Source organism: Campylobacter sp. JMF_01 NE2, from assembly GCF_027737365.1.
Taxonomy (GTDB): Bacteria; Campylobacterota; Campylobacteria; order Campylobacterales; family Campylobacteraceae; genus Campylobacter_B.
Genome location: NZ_JAOVTR010000002.1, coordinates 172,332 through 196,651 on the forward strand (window position 1 = coordinate 172,332; position 24,320 = coordinate 196,651).

Below are 24,320 nucleotides of genomic sequence, written 5' to 3' on the forward strand. Positions count from 1 at the left end.
ATGAGGCAAATACCCTTTTTTAAAGCGCAGGTTGATGATAAAGAAGAATCGCTTATACTAAATGCCCTTCACAATCCACAAATAAAATACTCAGAAATTTTTGAAAATAAAATTTGTGAGTATTTTGGCGTGAATTACGCAATCTCCACTACTAGTGGCACTACTGCGCTTCATCTTGCACTTTGCACACTCGGTGTCAAGCGCGGAGATAGAATTTTATGCTCAGTCAATTCATTTCCGCATGTAGCGGCAGTTATTAGGCATTTTGATGCTGAGCCGATATTCGTAGATATCGATACCAACACCTTTAATATCACCCCCGAAAGCTTTTCAAAAGCTATCGAGCTAAACAGACACAAAAAGCTAAAATGCGCCTTTATCTCGCATACAGCTGGGCTCGTAACAGATATGGACGAGATTTACGAAATCGCCAAAAAAGAAAATATCACTATCATAGATGACGCTTCTAGGGCCACAGGTGCTACATACAAGGGCAAAAAAATCGGCTCGTTTGAAAACTCGCTGTTTTCGTGCTTTCAGATAAATCCACAAGCCCAAGACGCAATCTCTACGGCTGGATTTTTCGTCACAAACAACGAAGGTTTGGCAAATTCTGCCAAAATTTTGCGCAATAACGGAATCGTGGGCGAAGCGTTTTATAAAGACGGAAATTTAGGCTTTACTTACAATGTAGATCGTATCGGTCAAAAATACGATTTAAACTCGATAAATGCGGCATTTGCGCTATCGCAACTAGAAAAAACAGATAGTTTTATCAAGCGTCGCCAAAATATCGCAAAAATGTTTAGGAAATCCTTGGAAAATTGCCCTCATATCGAGCTTCCTACCGATAGCGCGGAGCATATTTATACACAATTTATCATCAAAATCGACAAAAACCGCGATGATTTCGCGCGCGAAATGATTTCTAGGGGCATTGATGTGGGGCTTCACTATGTGCCACTGCACCTGCTGAGCTACTACAAATCCAAGTATAATTACAAAGTCAATGACTTCCCAAATGCGCTAAAAAATTATCAGCAAATTTTATCTTTGCCGATTTATGCCTCACTTAGCGATGACGATGTGGCGTATATCTGCGAAAAAATTATAGAAATTGCGAGAAGCCGTGTTTAAAATTTGGCTCGAAAAAAATTTATACGATCCAGGCGTTATTTGGCTTATAATTTCATTTTTTTTGCTTCCACTCTCAATCATTTTTGGCTTTATTCAGATGATTAGGCGCGCCCTAATTAAACCCAAAGATTATGGCATAACAGTAGTAAGCGTGGGAAATTTAACCCTTGGCGGAAGTGGTAAAACTCCGCTTGTGGGGGCAATTTTTACAGAATTTAGCCCTGAGATTCCTACTTGCATAATACTGCGCGGATACGGCCGCAAAAGCCACGGACTGCAATATGTAGCGAAAAATGGCGAAATTTTATGCGACATAAAAACCAGTGGCGATGAAGCCATGCTCTATGCCAAAACACTAAAAAACGCAAGCGTTCTTGTGAGCGAAAACCGCGAAAATGCCATAATGCAGGCCAAAAAAGATGGCTTTGCTCTCGTGATTTTAGACGATGGATTTTCTAAATTTCATATAGAAAAATTTGAGATTGTTTTGCGCCCTAGCGATTCGCCACTTTTGCCCTTGCCGCTGCCGGTTGCTGGCTATCGCTATCCGCCAAATTTCTACAAATTCGCAGATTTTATCCCTAGCATAGATGATATAAAATCCACGAGCGAAATTTCAAATTTCCCAAATCCACACACCGATAAGGAAAATACGATTTTAATCAGCGCAATTGCCAAGCCATGGCGCCTAAAAGAGTTTGAAAAACACGCCAAAGCTAGTTTTTATTTCCCAGATCACTATGATTTTACAAAAGATGAAATTCAAAATTTACTAGCTAAATCTAGCGCCACGCATATCATTTGCACCGCCAAAGATTTCGTCAAGCTCGAAAATTTCGGGCTAAATACCAGCGTAATAGAGCTTAAAACCACGATTAGCGAAAATTTCAAAAACCAAATCAAAGCCTATATTGCTAGCAAACTAAACCACTAAATTTGGAGAAAACAATGATAAAATCAAGTCAAATTGCAGAAATTATCATCTCAGCCCTACCTTATATCCGCAAATTTCGCGATAAAATTTTCGTCATCAAATACGGCGGCGCAGCCCAAACCGACGAGGTTTTAAAGCTAAATTTCGCCCGTGATATCACGCTTTTGCACATGGTTGGTATCAAGGTCATCGTCGTGCATGGTGGCGGCAAAAAAATCAACCAAACCCTCGATTTACTGGATATCAAAAGCGAATTTTGCGATGGTTTGCGCGTAACAAGCAAAGAAGCTATCGAAGTAACCGAAATGGTGCTAAGCGGACTTGTAAATAAAGAAATCACCGCGCTTCTTAACCAAAACGGAACCCCTGCCATAGGCATTAGTGGTAAGGACGGCGGACTTTTGAGGGCGAAATTTTTAGACCGCGAAAAATACGGCTTCGTAGGCGAAATCACAGATGTGAATACGAAAGTCATTTATGATTTGCTAGATCGCGACTATCTGCCAGTCATCGCGCCACTTGCCGGGGGCGAAAATGACGAAAATATCAGCTTTAACATAAACGCAGATCTTTGCGCTAGCAAAATCGCTAGCTACCTAAAAGCCGACAAAGTGATTTTTCTAAGCGATATCGACGGCGTGCTAGATAAAGAGGGCAAACTCATTAGCAAACTCGATGAAAATTCGATCTCGGCTTTGAAAAAAGACGGCACGATTAGTGGCGGTATGATACCTAAAATCGATGCTTGCTTGGAGTGTATAAACACAGGCACCAAGGCCGCTCACATAATAAATGGCAAAATCCCACACTCGCTTTTATTAGAGCTTTTCACTGATACTGGTATCGGAAGTTTGATTAGATAAGGAGAATTTATGAAATTAGTTTCCACAAGAGATTTTAGCGCAAGCGCCACACTTAGTGACGCACTACTAAGCCCAAGTGCTGCATTTGGCGGACTTTATACACCGCGCGAGTTGCCTAAACTTACACCTGAATTTTGGAGCGAGTGCAAAGAGCTTAGCTACAAACAAATAGCTTTAAAGCTTATAAAAGCCCTAGATTTCGACATTTCGCCGGAGGTTTTCAAAACCGCTCTTGCTAGGTATGATAGTTTCGAAAACCCTGCCCTGCCACTTGAAATTTCTAAATTTAACGATAACACCTATATTTTGGAGCTTTATCACGGCCCGACACTTGCTTTTAAAGATATGGCGTTGCAACCATTTGGCGCGCTTCTTGGCGAGTTAGCGGCGCAAAGAAATGAAAAATACCTCATAATCTGCGCTACTAGTGGCGATACTGGCCCAGCTACGCTTGAAACATTTGCAAACGACCCAAATATCAAGGTCGTATGTCTATATCCAGCAGGTGGCACAAGTGAAATTCAGCGCCAACAAATGGTAAAACAATCAGCCAAAAATTTAAAAATTCTAGGCATTAAAGGGAATTTCGACGACGCGCAAAGAGCGTTAAAATCGCTACTTAGCGATGATGATTTCAAAAACGAGCTAAAAGCTAATAATCTTTGCCTAAGTGCGGCAAATTCTGTAAATTTCGGCAGAATTTTGTTTCAAATCATCTACTACATTTACGCTAGCGTGCAATTTAGCAAAAATCCAAAATTTAGCGCGCACGATAAATTTGATGTAATCGTACCAAGCGGAAATTTCGGCAACGCCCTAGGTGCGTATTTCGCCAAAAAAATGGGGGCAAATATCGGCAAAATCAAAATCGCCTCCAACGCAAACAATATCCTAACTGATCTAATCAAAACTGGAATTTACGATTTGCGTGGCAGGGAGCTAATTAGCACGATTAGCCCTGCAATGGACATTTTAATTAGTTCAAATGTCGAGCGTGTGCTGGCTGATTTATTCGGCGATAAACGCACAAAAGAGCTTATGGCTAGCCTTGCGCAAGATAAATTCTACGCCCTTAGCAAAGATGAGCTTACTAAGCTTCAAAGCGAATTTGAGGCTGATTTCACAAGCGATGATGAGTGCTCGAAATTTATCAAAGAAGCTAGCGGTAGTGGCCGTCTCATCGACCCACACACTGCAAACTGCTTCAAACTTTTAGGTGGCGATACACCGACACTTATCGTTTCTACGGCGAAATGGATAAAATTTACTCCGTCAATGATAAAAGCGATAAAATCTCGCCCATGCGAAGACGAAAAAGCCGATATGATCGCGCTTTCAAAAGAGTTTCAAAGCGATATTCCAGCGCAAATTTCACGCCTTTTTGCCAGCCCTGAAATTCACACGAGCATAATCGAGCAAAACGAGATTAAAAACACGATTATTGATTGGATAAAACTATGATTATAATACCTGCCCGCCTAGCCTCAACTAGGTTTAAAAACAAAATTTTATGCGAATTTGCCGGTGTGCCGATGTTTATCAAAACAGCGCAAAACGCCGCGAAAGTCGATAATGTGCTAATCGCGGTAGATGATGAAAAAATCCTGCAAATTGCTAAGGATTACGGATTTCGCGCCGTCATGACAGATGAAAACCACCAAAGCGGGACTGACCGCATAAACGAAGCCGTGAAAAACGCAAATTTAAGCGATGATGAAATTTTAATCAATGTTCAAGCCGACGAGCCGTTTTTTGAGACACAAAATTTAATTAAATTTAAAGAATTTGCCACCAGCGCGATAAAAAATGGCGCATTTATGGCTAGTTGCTACAAAAAAATCGACCCCACAAGCGTGCAAGATCCAAATTTGGTCAAGGTAATTTTAGACAACCACGGCTTTGCGATTTATTTTTCACGCGCGCCGATACCTTATCCAAGAGCCGAATTCAAGGATTATTTGGGGCATATTGGCATTTATGCGTATAGCGCAAAAACCTTGCGCGAATTTTGCGCCCTACCGCCTAGCGTGCTAGAAAATACCGAGAAATTAGAGCAACTTCGCGCCCTAAGTGCTGGCAAAAAAATCGCAATGTTGCAAATTGCTACAAACAGCGTCGGAATCGACACGCAAGAAGATTATGAAAAAGCGCTGAAAATTTTTGGGAAATAAAATGGATTTTAACGAATACAAAGAGGCAGTGCAAACCCTGAATTTATGGGCAAGAGCGTATTACACACAAGATAATCCAATCGCTAGCGATGAAGAATATGACACGCTATATAGCAAGGTCGAAATCTTCGAGCGCGCCCACCCAGAGCAAATTTTGCCATACTCCCCTACTTTGCGTATCGGAGGCGAGCTTAGCGAGGGTTTCGAAAAGCTTTCTCACGGCGCGCAAATGTGGTCTATGGAGGATATTTTTGACGATGGCGAACTTTTGGCGTGGCTTGGGCGTGGAGAAAAGGCAAATTTAGAATTTTATGTCGAGCCGAAATTTGACGGAGCGAGCCTAAATCTCACATACGAAGACGGCATTTTAATCTCTGCTGCCACGCGCGGAGACGGCAAAATCGGCGAAAATGTAACCGCTAATGCAAGAGCGATAAAATCTATCCCGCTTCAAATCCCATATAACGAAAAAATCGAAATTCGTGGCGAAGTTTTGATTGCTAAAAGCGATTTTGACGCTCTAAACGATGAGCGCGCGCAAAATGGCGAAGCGCTGTTTTCAAACCCGCGCAACGCCGCAGCTGGAAGCCTTCGCCAGCTAGATAGCGCGGTCGTAGCAAGGCGAAAGCTTCAATTTATACCTTGGGGGGTGGGCGAGCATAGATTAAATTTCACGCGCCATAGCGAGATTATGGAGTTTGTGCGAAGTCTTGGTTTTAAGAGGGACGATTTTAGGCGAATTTGCGCGAGTGCAAATGAAATCCGCAAGGCTTACGAGGATTTGCACGCCCTGCGCGATAAAAAAGATTTGATGCTAGATGGCATGGTGCTTCGCATAAACGATGTCGCAAAGTGCGATTTGCTGGGATACACCGTGAAATTTCCGCGTTTCATGGTAGCGTATAAATTCCCAGCTATCGAAAAGGTTACAAGGCTAAAAGACATTGTTTTGCAAGTAGGCAGAACGGGCGCAATCACCCCTGTGGCGGTGGTCGAAAGCGTCAATATCGACGGAGCAAATGTCAGCAACGCTACGCTTCATAATTTCGATGAAATCGAGCGTTTAGGGCTGATGAAAAACGATTTTGTGGGAATTATACGAAGCGGCGATGTAATCCCAAAAATCACAAGCGTCTTTGCTGGGCGCAGAGACGGCTCGCAAACGCCCATAACTCGCCCTAGCGCGTGTCCTGTATGTGGCGGTGGTCTGCTAGATGAGGGTGCTTTGATAAAATGTCAAAATTTGAGTTGCAAAGCACGGATTGTAGGGGCTTTGATCTATTTTTGCTCGAAAAAATGTATGAATATAGAAGGGCTAAGCGAGGCTACGATTACCCTGCTTCATAGCCTTGGTAAAATTAACGAAATCGCCGATATTTACGCGCTTAGCGAAGCTGATTTTGTGGGGCTTGAAGGCTTTAAAGATAAAAAAATTTCAAATCTCTTAAACGCTATAAATTCGAGCAAGGGCGCGCAGCTTTATCGCTTCATCAGCGGGCTTGGTATCGAGCATATAGGCGAGGTCGCAGCGCGCAAAATCGCCGAGAGTTTCGGCGAGAAATGGCTAGACGCTAGCTATGAAGAGGTGCTAAATTTAGAAAATTTTGGCGAGGCTATGGCGAAGAGTTTTTGCGAATTTTGCGCCGAAAACGAAGAAAAAATTCGTAATCTAATCACAATCATAAATCCGCAAATTTCTAAGAGCAAAACCACGCAAACCACCTTTACAGGCAAGACTATCGTGCTTACTGGCACCATGTCGCGCCCCAGAGACGAGATCAAAAACTGCCTTTTGCAAATGGGCGCAAAGGTTTCGGGCTCAGTATCAGCCAAAACCGATTTTGTGATTTATGGAAGCGAGGCTGGAAGCAAGCTAGATAAGGCAAATGCCCTTGGCGTGCGCACGCTAAGCGAAGATGAGTTCGAGGAAATGGCGCGTGAGATTTGATAGTTTCGTGGCCCAGGCTCTAAAAATCAGCCGAAACAAAGCCCAAAATCTCATTAAAGAGGGCAAAATTTTGCTAAATGGCGAAATTTGCGACAAGGTATCAGCCGAAGTAGCAAGTGGCGAGATTAGCGCGACAGACGAAATTTTCGTAAGCCGTGGCGCGCTAAAATTAAAGGGATTTTTAGATGAGTGCGCGCTTGATATCGCGGGCGTGCGCGCCCTAGATATTGGCTCATCGACGGGCGGATTTGTGCAAATTTTGCTAAAATACGGCGCAAGCGAGGTCGTAGCCCTTGATGTGGGAAGCGCACAGCTAGATGATAGCTTGCGCCACGATCCGCGTGTAATCGTGCGCGAAAACACCGATATCAGGGAGTTTGAGAGCCAAACGAGTTTTGAGCTAATCACCTGCGATGTCAGCTTTATCGGGATTGAGAAAATTTTGCCTAGCATTTTGCGCCTTGCTTCGCGCGATATAATCTTGCTTTTCAAACCGCAATTCGAGGTCGGCGTGGGCGCAAAACGAGATAAAAAAGGCGTCATAAAAAATCAAAAGCTAGTAGAGCAAGCAATGGCGAAATTTGAGTTAAACTGCGCTAAAATGGGGCTTATAATGATACAAAAACTCCCTTGTCAAATCAAAGGCAAAGAGGGAAATCAGGAGTTTTTCTATCATTATAAAAAAGGAGAATAGATGAAATTTAAGCAAATTTTAATTTTAACCTTAACTATATTTTTCCTAGGGGCGTGCGCCAAAAGCATTTCGCCAAACGCGCCTATCACGCGGGATTTTGACATAGCTAAATTTTGCGGTGGCTGGTATGAGATAGCCCATATCAAGGGCTTTACAGGCGAGTTAGAAAACACAGCTTACGAGATTTTCGTCGATAAAAACGGCTCGATAAATATGCTAAAATCAGCCCAAAGCCAAAGCGGAAAAATCAAATTATCTAGCGAAGAACTAGCCTTTGTGGGCAAAAAATCCGAGGGAAATTTAGTTCGCAAAGGTATGATAAAAAATGCTAAATTTAGCGTCGCTCAAACCGATGTGGATTACAGCTACGCGCTCGTTTTTGGCGAAAACACAGGCGAGCTTTATATGCTTTCGCGCACCAAAACCATGCCCGAACTCATCAAAAATATCTACCTAAACAAAGCCAAAGAAAGTGGCTATGACACCCAAAAAATCGTATGGACGAAGCAAAAATGAGTGAGCCTAGCGAAATTTCAATCCTAGCCAAATTTGGCGAAAACGAGAAATTTCTAAATTTAAATGGAGCGAAAAAAAGCGAGATTAAAGCCCTTGCTATCGGCAATTTCGACGGATTTCACAGGGCTCATCAAAAGCTATTTGATGCTCTTGGTGAGCATGGCGGCATAATCATAGTCATCGCCGATACTGCGCCCAAACTCACGCCACCTAGCCTAATTAGCCAAATTTGTGAAAAAGAGATTTTTTACTGCGATTTAGCTAAGGTGAAAAATTTAAGCGGAGCCGAATTTATCGCGCTTTTAAACGCAAATTTTCCAAATTTAGAAAAAATCGTAGTCGGAAATGATTTTAAATTTGGCAAAAATAGAGCCAGCGACGCAGAGTTTTTGCGCGCGAATTTCGCTGGCGAAACGCTCATAATCGACGAGTTTAAAATCGACGGTGTGGGCGTGCATACGAGGCTAATCAAAGAGTTTTTAATCGCTGGCGAGTGCGAGAAGGCGGCGCAGTTTTTGGGGAGGGAGTATGAAATCTCTGGCAAAGTCATCAGCGGTCAAGGCCTTGGCGCAAAGGAGCTGTTTGCGACGCTAAATCTAGATGCTAGCGAGTTTTATATGCCAAAACATGGCGTTTATGCCACGCTATGCAGGGTAAAAAACAAAATTTACAAAAGCGTATCTTTTATAGGGCACAGAGTCAGCACGGATAGCAATTTCGCCATAGAAACGCACATTTTAGGGGAGTTTGGCGCAAATTTCACGCCAAAGAGCGCTAGCGTGAAATTTATCAAATTTATCCGCGAAAACAAAAAATTTGCAAATTTAAGCGAATTAAAAGCACAAATTTCAAGCGATATCGCCCTTGCTAGGGAGATTTTAGGAAACAAATATGAAAGATGAAATTTTCAAAACGCCGATAAAAAAGCAGTTCGAGTTCGACAAAAGCGTCGCTAGCGTCTTTGACGATATGATCGCGCGCTCGGTGCCGTTTTACAAGCAAAGCTCCGAGCTTGTTTGCGAGCTTTTGGCGCGGATTTTGGCTCAGGGTGCCAAAGCCATAGACCTTGGCTGCTCGACGGCTGGGATTTTGCTTAGCTTGTATCAAATGCGCCCTGATTTAGCGCTTTTTGGCGTGGATAACTCCGAAGCAATGCTAGAAATCGCCGCGGCAAAAACCGCTGCTTTTGGCGCGCAGATAAAATTTTCGTGCGAAGATATCTTAGAGTGCGATTTTAAGGGCTTTGACGCCGTGATTTTAAACTACACTTTGCAGTTTATTCGCCCGATAAAACGGGCAGAATTTATGCGCAAAATTTATGAAAATTTGGGCGAAAATGGGGTTTTGATTTTCGCTGAAAAGCTCGTTTATGAGGATAAAACGCTTAGCAAAAATATGATTGAAATTTACGAAAATTACAAAGAAAATCAAGGCTATTCGAAGTTCGAAATCGCCCAAAAGCGCAAAGCGCTCGAAAATGTGCTGATCCCATACACAGAGAGCGAGAACAAAACACTCGCGCTTAATGCCGGATTTGCCAGCGTGGAAATTATCTTTAAATGGGCGAATTTCGCTGTTTTCATGGCGAGAAAATAGGCAAATTTCGCCTTTATTTTCGCAAACACTGCCCCGAAAATTTGTCTTTTGCAAAATTTGTAGCATTTTGGAAGGTTAAAATTTAAGCGACTTAAATCTGTAAAATAACTTTTCAAATAGCAAGCTAGACGCCTATGGCTTTAAGCCTACCACCAAACGGTTTTTAAATGTCGCAGAGCCTGGATTTCGCAAGCATAGTGGCAAGCCTTATGTATTTTCTAGCACGAGCGAAAAATTAGGGCATGAAAGCCTAGCAAAAATCAAAGAAAACGATAAAATCATAAAGGCGAATTTAAGCAAAACCACGCCAAATTTAAGCGAAGCGATAAAAGAAAACTTCGGCGACCTAGAATTAAAAAAAGAAATTCAAACTCTTTTTAATTCCGATCATTTTAAAATTTAAGCCAGATAGCCTATCTCCACACGCCTTTGGCGCGCACTTCGCCACTTATGCAAATTCCATTTCGCATGACGCAGTTATTTTGGGAGCTCTTAGCTCTTTGCGTGGTGAGATGCTGTGGCACGGGCGCAGGTTTGGCGACTCTGTTTTGCTCATGCGCGCCAAAGCGGCGCCCTCGGTGCTCCTCGTAGCGCGGCGGTAGTGGTCTGCGTCGTAGATTGCCCTCTTCTATGATAGTGATACCATTGCCGAAATTCTGTTCGTAGCGGTATCTTGGCGGGTGATTTACATAGACCCTTTTTTCTGGTTGGATTATGATTATGTTTTGTTCGCTCTCTTTTTTAGGTTCTGGGGTAGGCTCTGGCTTTGGCAAGGCTTGCAAATCAAAATTTTGCGCGAGCCTAGTCGTATCATAACCGCCAAAACCGGTTATATTTTTTAGCTGGTTTTCGTCTGTGATTTCGCGCGATTTGCGGTAGTTTATGAGCATGTCCGCCCTGCCCGCATCAAGCCCACCAATGGTCATTAGCTCGTATCTAGTCGCGTCGTTTATGTTGATTTTGCCCCATAAAGAAGCACACAAAAATAAAAAAACAAAAAGCTTTTTCATAACTTTCCTTTTTATGAAATTTAGCCAAATTCTAGCGCAAATTTTGATAATAATGTGTAAATTTATGGAATTTCAATTTCGCAAATTTGGCGTTTGGAATTTTTAACTCGTAGATTGCCACGCTCGTTACACTCGCTCGCAATGACAAATTAAACAAATTTGCTCGCTAGTGTCATTGCGAGAATTTGCGTAGCAAATTCGAAGCAATCTATGAATTTAAAATTTCGGCGCAGTGTTTTGGCAGAAATTTATTAAAATTTTATAAATTTCGCAAATTTAGCGTTTGGAATTTTAAACTCGTAGATTGCTTCCTCGCTTCGCTTCTCGCAATGACAACGAATTTAGCGTTTGGAATTTTTCGTAGTAAAAAGCAAATTTGCGAATTACAAAATTCGCAAATTTGAGATTAAATTTTATTTGAATAAATCGGTAGAAAGGTATCTCTCGCCGGTGTCATTTAGCGTGGTTACGATGATTTTGCCACGATTTTCGAAGCGATTGGCGACGATGTTTGCCGCATAGACATTTGCGCCGCTTGAAATGCCCACTAACAAGCCTTCTTTTTGCGCCAAAGTCTTTGCAGTATCGAAAGCTGCGCCATTTGCGACCGCGATATACTCATCGATTATGTCTAAATTTAGGTTTTTCGGTATGAAATTTGCGCCGATTCCTTGGATTTTGTGACTTCCGGCACACCCCCTACTAGCTAATGGCGACGAATCAGGCTCGACTGCGATTACCTTTAAATCAGGGTTTTGCTCTTTGAGATATTTCGCTGTCCCGCTTAGCGTGCCTCCCGTGCCAAATCCAGCGACTAGGATATCGACTTTGCCGTCTGTATCGCGCCAAATCTCAGGGCCAGTGCTATCGTAGTGGGCTTGTGGGTTGGCTGGATTGTCAAACTGGCTTGGGATAAATGAATTTGGGTTTTCCTCAGCTAGTTCGTTTGCCTTATCCACGGCACCCTTCATGCCAAATTGCGGATCTGTGAGCACGATTTTCGCGCCAAAAGCCGCGATTAGCTTTTGTCTTTCGATACTCATCGAACTTGGCATTGTTAGAATTAGTTTTAACCCCATTTTCGCAGCTACCATGGCTAGTCCTACGCCTGTATTTCCGCTGGTTGGCTCAATTAGGATTGTGTCTTTGTTGATGAGATTTTGCACGAAGGCGACCTTGATGATATTCCACGCGATACGGTCTTTGACTGAGTGGCTTGGGTTTAGAAACTCAGCTTTTGCAAGTATTGTCGCGTTTTTTGAAAAGGTATTAATCCTAACTAACGGAGTGTTGCCGATTAGATCTGTTACATCGTTTGCTATTTTCATTTTTTTCCTTTTTTATTTAGTAAAATTGCTTCGCAATTTTAAATTTTACGCGGGGGCGGTGCGTTTTTTAGGAGGCACTCCGCCCCCGCACCCCCACCCCGCAAAACCTTAGAGGTGGCGCGCTTTGCGCGCTGGTTTCACCTAAATACTAAAATCCAAAAATTTAGTGCTTTCTTCCTTGTATTCTTCAAATTTGCTAATTGATTTGTTGAAAATTTCTAGCAGTTTTTCATCATACTCTTTGAAAAAAAACTCTAAATTTGGGTTTAATAGCTTCAAATTCGTAAGCTTAAAGTCCTTTTCCATGGCCTTAAAAACATCAGCAAATGTGATATCCTCGATATCGCGCGAGAGATAATATCCACCGTTTTTGCCCTTTATACTCTCGATCAATCCACCGCCTCTAAGGCCGTTTAAAATCTGCTCCAAATAGTTTTTTGAAACCAAAATTCTATCTGAAATTTCGCTAATGCTAATCGGCGAAATTTCGCTAGCTTTGGCGATTTCTAAAATCGCCATTAAGCCATACACACCTTTTGTAGATAAAAGTGCCATATATTCCCCTTATTTTGTTGCTTTTTCGATTGCGTTTTTAAGATCATTAATCAAATCGTCAGTGTCTTCTAGCCCCACGCTAAGCCTAATTAGCCCCGGAGTAATGCCCGCACTAAGCAATTCCTCGTCGCTTGATTGCGAGTGAGTTGAACTTGCTGGGTGAGTGATGACAGATTTGCTATCGCCGATATTTACCACGACAGCAAAAATTTTCACCTCTCGCATGATATCATCGGCTACTTTTCTGCTTCCTACATCAAAGCACAAAAGCCCGCTACATAACCCCTCGGTGAAATTTTCGCTTACAAATTTATTTAGTGGCGAGCTTTTTAGACCTGGGTAATTTACGCTTTTTATCGCTGGGTGAGATTCTAAAAATTCAGCGATTTTTTGCGTTTTACGAGAGTGTTCTTTTACCCTCACGCTTAGGGTTTCAAGCCCCTGAATCAACTGCCACGCGCTAAATGGGCTCATCGTCGCACCGATATCGCGAAGCAAACCAAGGCGAATTCGAAGCGTGAAAATGTCGAAATTTTCTACTAAATTTGTATAAACTAGCCCGTGATAGCTCTCGTCTGGCTCGTTGAAATCAGCATATCTTGGATTTCCTACGATTTTTTTGTTTGTGCTAGCCCCACTTACGACAGCACCTGCGATGGTTAGCCCTTGACCGCTGATATACTTGCTCGCGCTATGCACGACGATATCGGCGCCTTTTTTGATAGGATTAAACAGCACTGGCGTGGCAACTGTGTTATCCACAATGCTGATAATGCCGTATTTATCGGCGATTTCTATGATTTTATAAAAATTTGGAATTGCCACTTGCGGATTTGAAAGCGTTTCGAAGAAAATCGCCTTTGTTTTCTCATCAATTAAGCTTTCTAAATCGTCCGCGCTGTCTGCGTCGAACATACGCGTCTCAATGCCAAATTTTTTAAGCGTATGGAGCATTAAATTCGAAGTTCCACCATAGACTTTTTGCGCCATGATGATATTATCGCCCGCACTTGCGACATTTGCGACCGCATAAAATGAAGCGGCTTGACCGCTAGCAGTGCCAATCGCCGCCACGCCACCTTCAAGGGCTGCAATGCGCGCCTCGAAAATATCGACCGTTGGGTTATTTAAACGCGTATAAATGGGACCAAGGCTTTGCAATGCAAATCTAGCTGCCGCCTCCTCGCTCGTGCCAAAGTCAAACGCCGTGGTTAGATAAATCGGCACCGCCATAGAACCACAGCCCTCTTTTGAGCTGTATCCTGCGTGAGTTGCTAGTGTTTCGAAGTTAAATTCCGCCATCTCTCCTCCTTAAATTTTAAAATTTTCGGGGATTATAACACTTATTTACAAACAAGTCAATAGAGAAAATATATTTTATAAATTCCCTATTTAAAGTGTTTTGAAAAAAATATAGTTTTAATAATATATAGGAAAAATATGTAAAATAAAAAATAAAGCTAAATTTGATATAATCGCACTTTTGATTTCAAAGGATAAAATTTGAGCCAAATAAATGAAAAAAGCGATCGTATCAAATACATCCGCGCCTTAGAGCGCTTCGCAAAATCGGCAATTTCGATTTTGAAACGAGATGATTTTGACGAGAATTTATTTAAAATTCGCGTGATAAAAAACTACGAAGTTTTAAAAAAAGTAGAAGCTGTTTATTTAGACCAGCCCTACACGAAATCGCTCGAAAACTTCGTCAAATCGGTCCTAGCGCACAAGGGCAAAGACGAGCTGATAAAAGAGGCAAATTTGCTAGAAAAACTCAAAAATTCAAAAACTTACAAAAAAGAGAAGCACAAGGGCAAATTTAGCGATGAGTATTAAGGAAAAAAAATGAAAAAAGTATTGATTTTAAGTGGGGCTGGGCTGAGTGCTGCTAGCGGGCTTCGCACATTTAGGGAGAGTGGCGGATTATGGGAGCAATACAGCGTGGCAGAGGTTTGCTCAGTGCCTGGGTTTTTAAAAGATAGAGCGAAGGTGCTTAAATTTTACGATGAGCGCAGGGCGCAACTTGCTACTTGTGAGCCAAATTTAGCCCACTACACAATCGCAAAATTAAAAAAAGAATTTGGAGAAAAAATCGTCGTGCAAACCCAAAATGTCGATGATCTGCTAGAACGCGCTGGGTGCGAGGGCGTAATCCATTTGCACGGATTTTTGCCCGAAATTCGCTGTGAGGCGTGCGGACATGTCCAAAATATCGGCTACGCGCCAATAAATGGGCAAATTTGCGAAAAATGCGGGAGCGAAAAAATGCGCCACAATATCGTTATGTTTGGCGAGCAAGCCCCACACTACGCCGATTTATACGAGGCACTGCAAGAGTGCGAAATGTTCGTCTGTATCGGCACGAGCGGGGAAGTGCTCGATGTAGCAGGCTATACAAGATACTTTAAAATCAGCGTTTTAAACAACCTTGACGCCTCGCGAATCGATAAATTTTTCGATAAATGCTACACCGAAAGTGCAGTAACCGCCGCGCCAAAATGGGAGAGCGATATTAGAAAATTTTTGCAAGGCGGGGCGCATGAAAACGATAATCTTTGATATGGACGGCACGCTACTTGATAGCAAAAAAGCCATTTGCGAGAGTATAAATTTCACTAGAAACCGCCTTGATCTCGCACCTTTGGAGCATGATTACATAATGAGCGTGATAAACGATCCCGCGCAAAACCCCTTTATAGCGCTATATGGCACACAGAGCGTGAGCGCGGAGCTAGGGGCTGAATTTATGGCTGTGTATATGGGGAATTACCGCAAATTCGCCCTGCCCTATCCTGGGATTTTGGATTTGCTAAAAAAATGCAAAAACGCTGGATATTTCGTCGCCCTAGCCTCGAATGCCCCACAAGCTAGTCTTGCTAGCATAGCCGAATTTACGGGGCTAAGCGAGTTTTTTGACTTTATCGTGGGCGAGAGCGAGAGAGTGCCGCACAAACCAGATCCCGCTATGATTTTAGAAGTTTTGAAAAATAGCAAATTTAAAAAAGCGATTTTTTTAGGCGATAGCAAAAAGGACGAATTCGCCGCTAAAAGGGCAAATATCCAGTATCTGCAAGTAAGCTGGGGCATGGGCGAGTTTAGAGAGGGCGTAAAAAACGCAAAAACGCCAGAGCAAGCGTGGGAGATTATCGATAAATTCTAGCTTGGATTAAATTTAATTTTGCTATAATCGCTAAATTTTTTATCAAAAAAGAAAGAAATAATGGACAAAATTGATCAAATTATGCAAAATTTCATCGCTAGTTGCGGATACAGCGTAGCTAACGAAATGTTTTTGACTCTTAGTTCAGGCAAAAAACTGCGCTCAAAACTGCTTTTAAATATCGCCGGAGAGAGTGAAGAGAGCCTAAGGCTATGCGCTATTACCGAGCTTATTCAGGCTGCTAGCCTGCTGCATGATGATGTCATCGACGAAAGCGTAATGCGCCGTGGCAAGCCCTCAATCAACGCAACCCAGGGCTCTAAAAACGCCGTTATGCTCGGCGACATACTCTACTCCAAAGCTTACAGCGAGCTTTGCAAATTTCCTGCTTTCATCGCTACTTCGCTAAGCTCGGCTGTCACCAAACTCGCAATTGGCGAAATGATGGATGTAAAAATGTCGCAAAATTTCAACTCTGACGCCCAAAAATACACCCAAATGATTTATTACAAAACCGCCGTTTTCATCGAGGAAGTGGCAAGAAGTGCGGCGTATTTGAAATTTGGCGAGGGCGTCGAGGTAGAAAAATTTGGCGAATATGGCAAAAATTTAGGCCTTGCCTTTCAAATAATCGACGATATTTTGGATATCACGCAATCAAGCGAAGTATTAGGAAAGCCGAATTTAGGGGATTTCAAAGAGGGCAAAACTACGCTAGCGTATATTTATCTATACGAGAATTTGGGCGAAAATGATAAAGAAAAACTAAAATCACTTTTCAAAAAAGAGCTAAACGAGGGCGAAATTTCGTGGCTTAGGGCAAAATTTAGCGAGCATAAAATCATAGATCGTTGCATAAATGAAGCGAAATTTTTGGGCACTAGCGCAATAGAAGCGATAAAAGATTTCAAAAACGAAAAGCTTACCGCAATCGCTGAAAATATGATAAATAGGGAGTTTTAATGGCTTATATGAGTGTGAGTTTTACTCACAAAAACACAGACATTACAGTGCGTGAAAAGCTATCTTTCACAAACGATGTGCGAAAAAAAGAAATTTTGCGACTTTTATGCTCGAACGCGAGTATCAAAGAGTGTATGGTGCTAAATACCTGTAACCGCGTGGAAATTTTCGCTAGTGTAAGCGATTATGAGGCTGCGTCGAAATTTACCCTACTTGCGCTATCTCGCGTCAGTGGCGTGGGGCTAGACGAGCTAGAAACCAGGGCTGATTTATACGATGATGACGGCGCGATTCATCATCTTTTTTCGGTCGCAAGCTCGCTCGATAGCCTAGTTGTCGGCGAAACGCAAATCGTAGGCCAGCTAAAAGATGCGTATAAATTTGCGCTTGAAAACAACAACACAGGCGAGGATATCAAAAGCGCAATCGACGCTTCGCTAAAATGCGCCGCTAGCGTGCGCACAAAAACCGAAATTTCCAAAAACCCAGTATCTGTTTCAAGCGTGGCAGTATCCATGGCAAAGGAAAAATTAGGCTCGCTTCAAGGCGAGGAAGCCATAGTATGTGGGGCTGGCGAAATGAGCGAGCTAGCGTGCAAACACCTGCTCGCAAGTGGCGCGAAGATTACAATTTTAAACCGAAATTTAAAAAATGCCGAAAATTTAGCCAAAAGCCTAGGGGAAGGCGTGAAATTTGATAGCCTTGAAAACCTAAAAAAATATGTCAATATCAATAGACTATTTTTCAGCGCGACAAGCTCCGCTACGCCAATAATCACCGATGAAATCATTGAAGCCAAAAATTTCAAACGCTACTTTTTCGATATCGCCGTCCCGCGCGACATAGAGCTAAGCCAAAGCGAGGATATCGTCGTATATAGCGTCGATGATTTAGAAGAAATCGTCAAAAACAACCTAATCTTGCGCGAGGAACAGGCCCACAACGCCTACGCTATCATCGGAGCGCAAACTAGCGAGTTTTTCGATAGCCAAAACGCCAAAGCAGCCACCCCACTCATCAAGGCCCTACGCGCCAAAGCCAGGGATATAGCCGAAATCGAGCTAGAAAAAGCTATCAAAAAAGGCTATTTAAAAAACAGCGACAAAGAAGAAGCCAGAAAGCTAATTCACCAAGTTTTCAAATCATTTTTGCACACACCAACGACAAATTTGAAAAATTTAAAGAGCAAGGACGAGATTGATTTCGCGACAAATTCGTTAAATGAAATTTTCGCCCTTAAAGAAAATTACGAAAAATTTTTAGACTACGAAAATAGCAAAACAATGGAGAATAAAAATGAAATTTAGCAAACTTTTTGCACCGACATTTAAAGAAGCGCCAAAAGACGCCATTTTGCCAAGCCATATTTTCTTGCTTAGGGCGGGATTTATCGAGCAGTTAGGTAGCGGACTTTATAATTTCATGCCGCTAGGAAAAATGGTTTTAAACAAAATCACGCAAATCGTGCGCGAAGAGATGAATAACTCAGGCGCGCAAGAGATCTCTTTTAGCGTGGTTACACCAGCTGATGCGTGGAAAGCAAGCGGCAGGTATAACAAATACGGCAAAGAGCTTTTGCGCCTAAAAGACCGCAAAGAAAATGACTTTGTCCTAAGCCCGACAAACGAAGAAAGTGCCGTGCTAATGGTGGCGAACAAAATCACCAGCTACAAGCAACTCCCGCTTCATATCTACCAAATAAACACCAAATTTAGAGATGAAGCTAGACCTCGCTTCGGACTTTTGCGCGGTAGAGAATTTACTATGAAAGACGGATATAGTTTTCACGCAAACGAGGCTGATTTGAAGCGCGAATTTGATCTCATGGAGCAAACTTACACCAAAATTTTCACCCGTCTTGGGCTAAATTTCCGTGCCGTCCAAGCCGATAGTGGCGCAATCGGCGGAAGCGGAAGCAAGGAATTTATGGTTTTAGCGGATAATGGCGAGGACGATATTTTAGTCTGCGAAAACTGCTCTTATGCTGCTAATATCGAAGCAGCGCACCGCGCTAAACGCACAGCCCCTTGCGAAGCGCCAGAGACCGAGGGTATGATGAAATTTCACACGCCAGGGACTAAAACAATCGAGAGCGTGGCTGAATTTTTCAAAGTGGATAAATTTTTTACAATCAAAGCTGTGATGAAAAAGGCAATCTACGAAGATAGCGCAAAAATCGTGGTTTTCTTTGTTAGAGGCGATGATGATTTGCAAGAGACAAAGGCACAAAACGCTTGTGGCGCGCTAGAACTAATCGATGCAGATGAGAGCGAAGTGCGCGAATCTGGGCTTGTGCCTGGATTTTGCGGGCCGTTTGGACTGCCAAGAGATATTGATTTTTACATAGACGCTGAGCTTGAAAACGAGCGCGAAATGATAGCTGGGGCAAACGAAGAAAACTACCATTTAATTGGCTGTGCGGTTACGAATTTTAACAAAACTCGCTTCAAAGACTTAACCGAAGTCAAAGCTGGGGATAAATGCCCGTGCTGTGGGGGCGAACTGCGCGTTACAAAGGGCATTGAAGTAGGACACATTTTCCAGCTAGGACAGAGATATTCAGACCCTATGGGGGCAAAATTTTTAGACGAAAACGGCAAAACACAGTCATTTTTCATGGGTTGCTACGGTATCGGCGTGAGCCGTCTAGTCGCAGTCGCAGTCGAGTCTAGCCACGATGAGAAGGGTTGCGTGTGGAGCAAAGAGTTATCACCTTTTGCGCTAGAAATCATCATTTCAAATGCAAAAGATGAAAATATCGTCAATTTTGCGACCGAACTTTACGAGAAATGCCGAAATTTAGGCATTAACGCCTTGCTTGATGATAGAAATGAGCGATTTGGCGTTAAGATGAACGATTACGAGCTTATGGGCTTTCCATACGCCCTGCTAGTCGGCAAAGGCCTAGCTAACGGCGAAGTAGAGTTTATCGAGCGCAAAAACCTAGAAAAACAAAGCGTTAGCGTGGATAAAATTTTGGATTTGATTAAAGAGAAATTGGATTAAATTTAAAAATAAATTAAGGATAAAAAATGATTAAAGGTGGTATTGGTGGAGCAAATACACAAACTGGTGCTAGTTTTGAAGGTAAAACCGATTTAGCAACTTTTCTTTCAGAACAAAATGGTTATAGTGTCATAGAGATAAACGAGCCTAAATATAGAACCAAACGGTATAATGTATTTTTTGATAATAAATTAATCGCTCAAATTTTCAAGAAAGATGCACTTTACAGATTTTTAGATGAACAAAAAATTGATTGGAAAAATATAATATCTAAACAATTATTACCAGACGATAGCTTATATGTAGTTTTAAACAATACATTTTTCGTTATAGAGTGTAAATTTCAACAAGTTGCAGGTGCTATAAATAGGAAACTTCAAACTTGCGATTTTAAAAAGAAACAATATCAAAAACTTATGTCGCATTTAAATATGGAAGTGGAATATATTTATCTGCTTAGTGATTGGTTTAAAAAGCCTGAATATTGGGATATGCTAGATTATATAATAAGCGTTAATTGCCAATATTATTTTAACTATATCCCATTACAAAAATTAGGTTTGCCGACACAATAAAAAATTAAAGGATTGGATAATTAAATGCAACAAAAAGATTTCGTCATAAACGCACTTTTGAAAAACGGCAAGGTAGCCACGCTATCGCAACTTTATCACGGCACGGAAGTTAGCTCATGGCAAACAAAAACGCCGTTTGCTTCGATTAGGCGAATTTTGCAAACAAACAAAGAATTTTTTAAAATTCAGCCCGGACTTTGGGGTTTGAGTGAATTTAAAAACGAAATCTTAGCTAAATTTGATATTAAAAATGAAAAAATTGTTGCAGAAAATGAATTTACGCACTCGTATTATCAAGGTATTATCACTCAAATCGGCAACATAAGGAAATTTAAAACTTATATTCCGCCACAAGATAAAAATAAAATTTTCATAAACCAAAAGCTTGGTGAAGTGGCAAATTTAGGCGAAATTTACGAATTTTCATATAAAAATATCGTTAAATTTGCAAAAACTATCGATGTCGTTTGGTTTAACGAGCGAAATTTACCAAATTCATTTTTTGAAGTCGAACATAGCACGGATTTTAAGAATTCGCTAAATAAATTTTACGAACTTCAAGATTTTCGTGCAAATTTCGTAATTGTAGCCAAAAAAGAACGATTTTCGCAATTTCAAAATATAATCGAAGCTTCGATTTATTCGCCGATACGACCTTTTGTCAAATTTGCAGATTATGAAAGTATCGTCAAACAATACGAAAAAGAAAGCGTGAAAGTTGAAAATGGAATTTAAAGAATTTGTAGATATTTCTATGGCTAGAAAAAAAGAGCTAGATCAAAACATGGCGAATTTTAGGAAAAAAATCGCGGATTTGGCTAAGATTGATAAACAAGCCAAAATAGCAAATTTAATGACCAAAAACCGCGAAAATTTAATCGCTTCTAGCAAAGAAATTCGCGGTGGATTATTTATTTAAAGGAAAAAAATGAAAAAACTTACCATAATTGCGCTATTTGCGCTGTTTTCTTACGCGCAGATTAACCCTCAGTCCCAGGAGCTGTATTCAGACGATGCGCACAGCTACACCCTAGTTCAAACCGGCAACGAAAATTTAGACATTTTGCTAAAAAACCGCCTGTTTGGGATTTGCGAGGGCGAGAGTATCGACGAGAGATGCGCGCTTTTGCTAAAAAGCTTGGACGCGAAAAAATACGCCACAAGTTTAGTAGAGCAATCCAAGGCCCAAGCCGATAAAGAAATGGCTCAAAATGGCGATTTGGACTTTCATAGCGAATTTAGCGCCGAGCAAAGCTTCGTCTCTCAAATCGGCAACCTAGCCCAAATCAAGCAGTTTTCATACTCGTATTCTGGCGGAGCGCACGGCATGGAGCACACAAGCTATATCATCTACGATTTAGTCGCAAATAAAAAAATCGACATTACAAATGTCCTAATCGGCGCGGTTAGCGTGGAGCCCCTATACAAGGAGATTTTCAAGGGTTACAAGGATATGCTTCGCGCAGATATCATAGCCTCGCAGCCAAACTGCGACAAAGCCTGCCAAGAGCGCGATATTACGGAGTTTATCAAGACATTTTGGGTGGATAATCTGCCAGAAGATATCGTTTTTAAAAGCGAATTTTACTTCGCCAAAGAGGGCGTGGCGTTTGTCTTCGCGCCGTATTTCATCGCGCCGTATGCTATGGGCGAGCCCGAAATCATCGTGCCTTACGAAAATTTAAAAGGCATTTTCAAAGAGGAATTTTTAAAATTTTAACAAATTTAGCGTAAAATTTTACGCTAAATTTTACATAAAATTCAACGCAAATTTAATTTTGGAGAGAAAATGAGAGCATTTGCAGAGTGGGAAAATCAAAACGCACTTTTAGTTTCACTGCCTCACGAGGACAGCGACTGGGCGCCGTATCTAGGCGAGATTAGTAGCGCTTATACGCACTTTATCCGCGCTGTGGCGCAGTTTCAGCCAGTCGTGGCTATCGCACCAAAACGGGCAGTATTCGACAAAGTGTGTGGCGAAATAGACGAGAAATTCGCCGTTAATTTCGTTCAAATCCCTACAAATGACACTTGGATACGCGATTATGGCGCGATTGATATCGAAAATGCTGGCAAGGTAGAGGCGCTAAATTTCACCTTCAACGCTTGGGGCGGGAAATTTGCGAGCGAAAAGGACAACGCACTAAATGCCACGCTTTATGAAATTTGGGGCAAAGCGCTGCGCGATGTCGATTTGATTTTAGAAGGTGGAAGTGTCGAATTTAACGGCGCTGGCGTGCTAATGACGACTGAGGAGTGCTTGCTAAATGACAACCGAAACGCCCTTAGCAAAGAAATTTTGGAGCAAAAGCTAGGCGAAATTTTTGGGCTAAAAAAAATAATCTGGCTTAAAGGCGGATTTATTCAGGGCGATGATACAGACTGCCATATCGACACGCTGGCTAGATTTGTGAGCGAAAATCTCGTCGCCGTGGCTTCATGCGATGATTCTAGCGACATACACTACCCTGCCCTGCGCTCGCTAAAAGAGCAAGTTTTAGCGCATGGATTCGAGGTTATCGAGCTTCCGCTTCCTGCGCCGATTTTTTACGAAAATAGGCGTTTGGGGGCGACTTATGCGAATTTCGTATTTGTAAATGACGGTTTAATCATGCCTACTTATGGCGATAAAAACGACGAAATCGCGCTCTCTCGCCTCTCAAAGGCTTGCCCGGGGCGCAAGGTCGTTGGCGTAGATGCGCGGGTTTTTATCCGTCAAAACGGCTCGCTTCACTGCTCGTGTATGAATAAATTTAGCGATAAAATTTAAAATTTAAAGGCAAAAAATGAAAAATTTAAAAGTCGGTTTAATCTCACACAAATTTTACGGCACCAAATCAGCCACGATAGCGCGCACCAAGGAGCTTATCGCCGAGGCGGCGCAAAAAGGGGCGAATTTAATCGTGCTTCAAGAACTCCACCAAACCCACTATTTTTGTCAGCGCGAAAACACCGAAAATTTCGACTATGCGACAAATTTCGAAGACGATGTGAAATTTTGGGGCAGTATCGCCAAAGAATTTGGCGTAGTGCTTGTGGCTTCACTTTTTGAGCGCAGAAGTGCGGGGCTGTATCACAACACGGCTGTGGTTTTCGAGCGCGACGGCGCAGTATTGGGAAAATACCGCAAAATGCATATCCCAGACGATCCGAATTTTTATGAAAAATTCTATTTCACGCCCGGTGATATGGGCTTTGAGCCGATTGATACGAGCGTGGGAAGGCTGGGCGTGCTGGTGTGCTGGGATCAGTGGTATCCTGAGGCTGCGCGCGCAATGGCGCTTCGTGGGGCGCAGGTGCTAATCTATCCAACTGCGATTGGCTGGTTTATGGGTGATGAAAGCTCGGAGCGTGAGCGACAGCTAGAAGCGTGGGTCGCTGTGCAAAGAGGGCACAGCGTGGCAAACTCACTGCCTGTAATTGCCGTAAATCGCGTAGGATTTGAGAGTGCGAAGCTTAGCGAAATTTCGCCAAATGTAGTTTTGGGAAATACTGCGCCCGAGATGACATGCGATGAGAGCGCAGAGGGGATTAAATTTTGGGGCAATAGCTTTGTTTTTGGAGCGCAGGGCGAAGAGCTATTTCGCGCAGGTAGCGAAAGCGAGCTTTGCGAGGTCGTGGAGATTGATATGCAAAGGTGCGAAAATGTGCGACGCTGGTGGCCGTTTTTGCGCGATCGCCGAATTGAGAGCTACGGCTCACTTTTAAAAAGATTTGATGATTAAAATTTTAAGCCTTTTAAGCAAAAATTCAAGGTAGTTTGAGACGAAAAATGGCTGAAAATGAAAAAAATGCCAAAATAACGCTAGATACTTTGGCTCATTGGGAAAACATAAGAGCCAAAGGTTCTTTAAAAATGAAAAA

The 24,320-nt window shown here is 42.2% G+C and carries 26 protein-coding genes; 22 read left to right on the forward strand and 4 right to left on the reverse strand.

The genetic code is table 11. The annotated features are described in order from the left end of the window. From OFO01_RS04150 to cmoA, 10 genes are read left to right on the forward strand one after another with little or no spacing between them, the layout of a single operon-like run. Positions 1-1,137 (forward strand): DegT/DnrJ/EryC1/StrS family aminotransferase, encoded by a 1,137-nt coding sequence (locus OFO01_RS04150; protein WP_270858927.1) that lies wholly within the window; start codon positions 1-3, stop codon positions 1,135-1,137. Then, entirely contained in the window at positions 1,130-2,071 is a 942-nt protein-coding gene (locus OFO01_RS04155) for a tetraacyldisaccharide 4'-kinase (RefSeq protein ID WP_270858928.1), read from the forward strand. The genes OFO01_RS04150 and OFO01_RS04155 overlap by 8 nt, the downstream gene beginning before the upstream one ends. Before the next feature lie 14 nt (positions 2,072-2,085). Beyond that, entirely contained in the window at positions 2,086-2,934 is an 849-nt protein-coding gene (argB, locus tag OFO01_RS04160; protein ID WP_270858929.1) for an acetylglutamate kinase, read from the forward strand. A 9-nt stretch (positions 2,935-2,943) separates the two neighbouring features. Further along, positions 2,944-4,395, forward strand: a complete 1,452-nt coding sequence (gene thrC / locus OFO01_RS04165) for a threonine synthase (protein WP_270858930.1) — start codon at positions 2,944-2,946, stop codon at positions 4,393-4,395. Further along, entirely contained in the window at positions 4,392-5,105 is a 714-nt protein-coding gene (gene kdsB, locus OFO01_RS04170) for a 3-deoxy-manno-octulosonate cytidylyltransferase (protein WP_270858931.1), read from the forward strand. The genes thrC and kdsB overlap by 4 nt, the downstream gene beginning before the upstream one ends. Before the next feature lies 1 nt (position 5,106). After that, the gene (gene ligA / locus OFO01_RS04175) at positions 5,107-7,053 is read left to right on the forward strand and encodes an NAD-dependent DNA ligase LigA (protein ID WP_270858932.1); all 1,947 of its coding nucleotides are present in this window, start codon (positions 5,107-5,109) and stop codon (positions 7,051-7,053) included. After that, complete coding sequence (tlyA, locus tag OFO01_RS04180) at positions 7,043-7,747, forward strand: 23S rRNA (cytidine-2'-O)-methyltransferase TlyA (RefSeq protein WP_270858933.1); 705 nt, start codon at positions 7,043-7,045, stop codon at positions 7,745-7,747. The genes ligA and tlyA overlap by 11 nt, the downstream gene beginning before the upstream one ends. Further along, on the forward strand, positions 7,748-8,263 hold the full coding sequence (locus OFO01_RS04185) for a lipocalin family protein (protein ID WP_270858934.1): 516 nt from the start codon (positions 7,748-7,750) through the stop codon (positions 8,261-8,263). Continuing rightward, positions 8,245-9,165: a bifunctional riboflavin kinase/FAD synthetase gene (locus OFO01_RS04190; RefSeq protein WP_270858935.1), complete on the forward strand. Its 921-nt coding sequence runs from the start codon at positions 8,245-8,247 to the stop codon at positions 9,163-9,165. Before OFO01_RS04185 ends, OFO01_RS04190 begins: the two co-directional genes overlap by 19 nt. Continuing rightward, positions 9,155-9,859, forward strand: a complete 705-nt coding sequence (gene cmoA / locus OFO01_RS04195) for a carboxy-S-adenosyl-L-methionine synthase CmoA (RefSeq protein WP_270858936.1) — start codon at positions 9,155-9,157, stop codon at positions 9,857-9,859. The genes OFO01_RS04190 and cmoA overlap by 11 nt, the downstream gene beginning before the upstream one ends. Positions 9,860-10,272: 413 nt before the next feature. Here cmoA and OFO01_RS04200 read toward each other — a convergent pair whose 3' ends face one another. From OFO01_RS04200 to OFO01_RS04215, 4 genes are all read right to left on the reverse strand, one after another. Beyond that, a complete protein-coding gene (locus OFO01_RS04200; RefSeq protein WP_270858937.1) occupies positions 10,273-10,869 on the reverse strand; it encodes a hypothetical protein in 597 nt (198 codons plus the stop codon). 413 nt (positions 10,870-11,282) lie between these two features. Continuing rightward, positions 11,283-12,197 carry a cysteine synthase A gene (cysK, locus tag OFO01_RS04205; RefSeq protein WP_270858938.1) on the reverse strand — a complete coding sequence of 305 codons (915 nt, stop codon included), beginning with the start codon at positions 12,195-12,197 and terminating at the stop codon, positions 11,283-11,285. A gap of 141 nt (positions 12,198-12,338) precedes the next feature. After that, a complete protein-coding gene (locus OFO01_RS04210) occupies positions 12,339-12,752 on the reverse strand; it encodes an RrF2 family transcriptional regulator (RefSeq protein ID WP_270858939.1) in 414 nt (137 codons plus the stop codon). A gap of 9 nt (positions 12,753-12,761) precedes the next feature. Next, positions 12,762-14,054 (reverse strand): O-acetylhomoserine aminocarboxypropyltransferase/cysteine synthase family protein, encoded by a 1,293-nt coding sequence (locus OFO01_RS04215; RefSeq protein ID WP_270858940.1) that lies wholly within the window; start codon positions 14,052-14,054, stop codon positions 12,762-12,764. A 201-nt stretch (positions 14,055-14,255) separates the two neighbouring features. Here OFO01_RS04215 and OFO01_RS04220 point away from each other — a divergent pair, with 201 nt between their 5' ends. The 12 genes from OFO01_RS04220 to OFO01_RS04275 all read left to right on the forward strand — a co-directional run bounded on the left by OFO01_RS04220 (position 14,256) and on the right by OFO01_RS04275 (position 24,181). Continuing rightward, entirely contained in the window at positions 14,256-14,588 is a 333-nt protein-coding gene (locus tag OFO01_RS04220) for a hypothetical protein (RefSeq protein ID WP_270858941.1), read from the forward strand. A gap of 9 nt (positions 14,589-14,597) precedes the next feature. Next, complete coding sequence (locus tag OFO01_RS04225; protein WP_270858942.1) at positions 14,598-15,311, forward strand: SIR2 family NAD-dependent protein deacylase; 714 nt, start codon at positions 14,598-14,600, stop codon at positions 15,309-15,311. Continuing rightward, positions 15,292-15,912, forward strand: coding sequence for an HAD family hydrolase (locus tag OFO01_RS04230; protein WP_270858943.1), 621 nt, complete (start codon positions 15,292-15,294; stop codon positions 15,910-15,912). The genes OFO01_RS04225 and OFO01_RS04230 overlap by 20 nt, the downstream gene beginning before the upstream one ends. A gap of 60 nt (positions 15,913-15,972) precedes the next feature. After that, positions 15,973-16,875, forward strand: coding sequence for a polyprenyl synthetase family protein (locus tag OFO01_RS04235; RefSeq protein WP_270858944.1), 903 nt, complete (start codon positions 15,973-15,975; stop codon positions 16,873-16,875). Further along, on the forward strand, positions 16,875-18,182 hold the full coding sequence (gene hemA, locus OFO01_RS04240; RefSeq protein ID WP_270858945.1) for a glutamyl-tRNA reductase: 1,308 nt from the start codon (positions 16,875-16,877) through the stop codon (positions 18,180-18,182). The genes OFO01_RS04235 and hemA overlap by 1 nt, the downstream gene beginning before the upstream one ends. Further along, entirely contained in the window at positions 18,172-19,881 is a 1,710-nt protein-coding gene (locus tag OFO01_RS04245) for a proline--tRNA ligase (protein WP_270858946.1), read from the forward strand. Before hemA ends, OFO01_RS04245 begins: the two co-directional genes overlap by 11 nt. 26 nt (positions 19,882-19,907) lie before the next feature. Continuing rightward, positions 19,908-20,456 (forward strand): hypothetical protein, encoded by a 549-nt coding sequence (locus tag OFO01_RS04250; protein ID WP_270858947.1) that lies wholly within the window; start codon positions 19,908-19,910, stop codon positions 20,454-20,456. 24 nt (positions 20,457-20,480) lie between these two features. Next, positions 20,481-21,191 (forward strand): hypothetical protein, encoded by a 711-nt coding sequence (locus OFO01_RS04255; protein ID WP_270858948.1) that lies wholly within the window; start codon positions 20,481-20,483, stop codon positions 21,189-21,191. After that, positions 21,181-21,375: a hypothetical protein gene (locus OFO01_RS04260; protein ID WP_270858949.1), complete on the forward strand. Its 195-nt coding sequence runs from the start codon at positions 21,181-21,183 to the stop codon at positions 21,373-21,375. Before OFO01_RS04255 ends, OFO01_RS04260 begins: the two co-directional genes overlap by 11 nt. Before the next feature lie 9 nt (positions 21,376-21,384). Beyond that, complete coding sequence (locus OFO01_RS04265) at positions 21,385-22,176, forward strand: DUF3298 and DUF4163 domain-containing protein (protein WP_270858950.1); 792 nt, start codon at positions 21,385-21,387, stop codon at positions 22,174-22,176. 69 nt (positions 22,177-22,245) lie between these two features. Beyond that, complete coding sequence (locus OFO01_RS04270) at positions 22,246-23,226, forward strand: agmatine deiminase family protein (RefSeq protein ID WP_270858951.1); 981 nt, start codon at positions 22,246-22,248, stop codon at positions 23,224-23,226. Between the two features lie 16 nt (positions 23,227-23,242). Further along, complete coding sequence (locus OFO01_RS04275) at positions 23,243-24,181, forward strand: carbon-nitrogen hydrolase (protein ID WP_270858952.1); 939 nt, start codon at positions 23,243-23,245, stop codon at positions 24,179-24,181. Positions 24,182-24,320 lie beyond the last annotated feature (139 nt).